Raw genomic sequence first — 3,206 nt, 5'->3', positions numbered from 1 at the left:
TTAACACAAACTTTAGTTTTTTAAGCTTTAAAAAGGATGCTGTTGCAATCCCTAACCACTTGTTTGCTAAAATTTCTGTTTAATCGAAAGCATTTTTTGTTTGGTTAGGTTTGATTTGTGGTAATAAATGAATAAGAAATTAAATAGTATAGCATTTTGAAATATAGAAAAGACGCAATTTTTTATATACGGTTTTGACTATAGTTTTTTATATTCAGTAAATTTGTATTTTAGACAAGTGGAAGAACAAGGTTATATAGAGTTAAGAGTGACAAATAAGGATAATACCTTAAGTCCTAAAGATATTGATATAAATGAAGTAAAAGACTTTATTTCGGATGTAGAATCATTCTTGTATCCAAATCGAAAAGAGAAACAAAATCGACCACATATATCTTATGACATAGAAGAAGGTTCTGCTAAACACAAATTCTTTTTGCCAATAACTGCTGTAATATTATTTAATGGATTAACGAGTGAAATTAAAAACAGGAATAATCTTGATTTTTTAGACTACAAAAGGCAATCTATAATTGATAAATTCCAAAAAAAGGCTATTAAAGAAGGTTATACAATTGAATTTAATAATTCAATTGTAAAAGAGCCATCTTTAGTTATAGACTATAAAACAAATTTCGTAATGATTGCTCCAACCTTTTATGAAAGTGAATTTTATCTTTATGGCGAAATTTATCAAGAAGGTGGGAAAAACCCAAATTTACATATAACTACAAACAAGTATGGTAATCTCACAATTTCTGCTACTAAAGAACAGATAATGAATGGTGAGAAAAAAACTTATAAGCCCTACGGAATTAAAGTACGTGGCAAAAAGAGTTTTGAAGATGATAAATTATCTGATTTAGAATTAATTGAATTTATTCAATACAAACCAGTTTTTAATAAATCTCTTTTAGAAAAAGTAATTGAAAAAGCATCTGTTAATTTGAGTAAAATTACAAATGTTGATGCTTGGATTGATGACTTAAAAACTGATGGAATATGAAAGGAATAAGTAGTGTTCTTTTAGATAATTCTTTTTGTATTCGATTGCTGAAATCGGATGATGAGTACCATCAGAATGCAAAAGATTATTTTGAATACTTTCTAGAAAATGAAATAGAAATGTACCTTTCGACTATTGTAGTTAGTGAGTATGCAGTTGGTGATAATCCAGATAATTTACTTTCTTTAAATGTATTTAGATTGTTAGAGTTTGATTATGCTGATGCTAAAATTGCTGGTAGTTTTTTCTTAGAACTTAAAGAGAATGAAACTTTAAGAGAATCTGAACAAAGAAAGGTTATAATCAACGATATAAAATTGTTTTCGCAAATTTATAATAGAAAAATTGATGCTTATATTACAAAGGATAGAAAATCTTTAAGTAAAATGATTGAACCTTTAGGGAAGTCACATAATCTAAACTTTGAGTTTATTGATTTAACTATTCCGCTAAATGATAAACTAGGAAGATTGTTTTAAATTACTGCTAAATTATTTTTTAATTGTTAAAAAAAGCTCTTTAAAAACTTCAATCAAACTCCCAACATCCAAGCCAACCGATTTTTGAAGCTCATCAACACCACCATGCTCCACAAAATCATCAGGAATACCCAAAATTTTTATGATATTATTATAAGTATTTTCAGAAGCAAACTCTAAAATAACGCTTCCAAAACCACCTTTAATAGTATGGTCTTCAACGGTAACAATAGTATCGTGAGTTTTAAAAATAGTGTGAAGTAAGTTTACATCCAAAGGTTTTACAAAACGTACATCATAATGCGAAACGTTTAAATCTTTAATGGCTTCAGTAACATTTTTTGCGATAGTTCCTATACTTAAAACAGCAAGTTTGTTTCCTTTTTTTAGAGCAACACCCTTGCCAATTTCAATTTTAGAGAACGGTTGTTTCCAATCCATGGTAACACCACGCCCACGAGGATACCGAATCGCAATGGGTTGCTTTAAACCAAGTTGTGCGGTGTGCATAATGTTACGTAATTCAATCTCATTTCGTGGTGCAAAAATTATGAGATTGGGAATGCATCTTAAATATGATAAATCGAAAACGCCGTGGTGTGTCGCGCCATCTTCTCCAACCAAACCAGCACGGTCTAAACAGAAAATAACGGGTAGTTTTTGTAGCGCCACATCATGAATAATCTGGTCGTAAGCACGCTGTAAAAACGTAGAATAGATATTACAAAACGGAATCAAACCTTGAGTTGCCATACCTGCTGCAAGTGTAACCGCATGTTGTTCGGCGATGCCAACATCGAAAGCACGATTAGGCATTTCAGCCATCATATACTTTAAAGAACTTCCCGTTGGCATTGCTGGCGTAATACCCACAATATCTTTGTTTTGTTTAGCAAGCTCTACAATAGTATGCCCAAAAACATCCTGATATTTTGGTGGCTGCTGGCTAGCCTCAGATTTGGCAATTAGTTCTCCAGTAGTAGCATTGAACTTTCCTGGGGCATGGTATTTAACTTGATCTTCTTCGGCTTGTTTTAAGCCTTTTCCTTTGGTGGTAATAACATGTAAAAACTTAGGCCCTTTTACGGTTTTTAATCGTTTTAACTCAGAAATAATTGCATTAATATCATGTCCATCGATTGGTCCAGAATAATCAAAGTTTAAGGCTTCAAAAATATTATCTTGTTTTTGTGTGCCTTTTTTAACGTTGGTTAAATACATTTTTAAAGCACCAACACTTGGGTCAATACCTATAGCATTATCATTTAAAATGACTAACAAATTAGCATCGGTAACCCCAGCATGATTCAAGCCTTCAAAAGCCATTCCGCTAGCAATGGAAGCGTCGCCAATTACGGCAATATGCTGTTTATCTTCGCCTTTTAATTGTGAAGCAATTGCCATGCCTAAAGCTGCTGATATGGATGTGGATGAATGTCCAACACCAAAGGTGTCATACTGACTTTCCTCACGTTTTGGAAAACCGCTAATGCCTCCTATTTGTCTGTTGGTATGAAAAATATTTTTTCTACCTGTTAGTATTTTGTGTCCGTAAGCTTGATGTCCAACATCCCAAATGAGTTGATCTGTTGGGGTATTAAAAACATAGTGTAATGCAATGGTTAATTCTACAACACCTAAACTGGCTCCTAAATGTCCCTCTTTGGTGGCAACAATATTAATTATAAAGTCACGTAATTCTTTGGCAAGTTGCCGTAAAT

General features: G+C 32.3%; 3 protein-coding genes. 2 read left to right on the top strand and 1 reads right to left on the bottom strand.

Annotated features, from left to right (window positions below):
• Positions 1-268: 268 nt before the first annotated feature.
• Together AADI82_RS14560 and AADI82_RS14555 are read left to right on the top strand one after the other, a co-directional pair.
• Positions 269-1,006 (top strand): hypothetical protein, encoded by a 738-nt coding sequence (locus AADI82_RS14560; RefSeq protein ID WP_341217143.1) that lies wholly within the window; start codon positions 269-271, stop codon positions 1,004-1,006.
• Positions 1,003-1,485 (top strand): hypothetical protein, encoded by a 483-nt coding sequence (locus tag AADI82_RS14555; RefSeq protein WP_341217142.1) that lies wholly within the window; start codon positions 1,003-1,005, stop codon positions 1,483-1,485. The genes AADI82_RS14560 and AADI82_RS14555 overlap by 4 nt, the downstream gene beginning before the upstream one ends.
• Before the next feature lie 12 nt (positions 1,486-1,497).
• Here the strand turns inward: AADI82_RS14555 and dxs are convergent.
• Positions 1,498-3,206, bottom strand: a 1,709-nt coding sequence (dxs, locus tag AADI82_RS14550; RefSeq protein ID WP_341217141.1) for a 1-deoxy-D-xylulose-5-phosphate synthase, incomplete at its 5' end; no start/stop codon positions are given.

The sequence above is a fragment of the uncultured Wocania sp. genome (assembly GCF_964021735.1).
Taxonomy (GTDB): Bacteria; Bacteroidota; Bacteroidia; order Flavobacteriales; family Flavobacteriaceae; genus Wocania_A.
This window is presented reverse-complemented; position numbering and strand designations above follow the sequence as displayed.

Excerpts from the sequence above, each read along its gene's own strand:
- AADI82_RS14555 (WP_341217142.1), top strand. The coding sequence starts at position 1,003 with ATGAAAGGAATAAGTAGTGTTCTTTTAGATAATTCTTTTTGTATTCGA.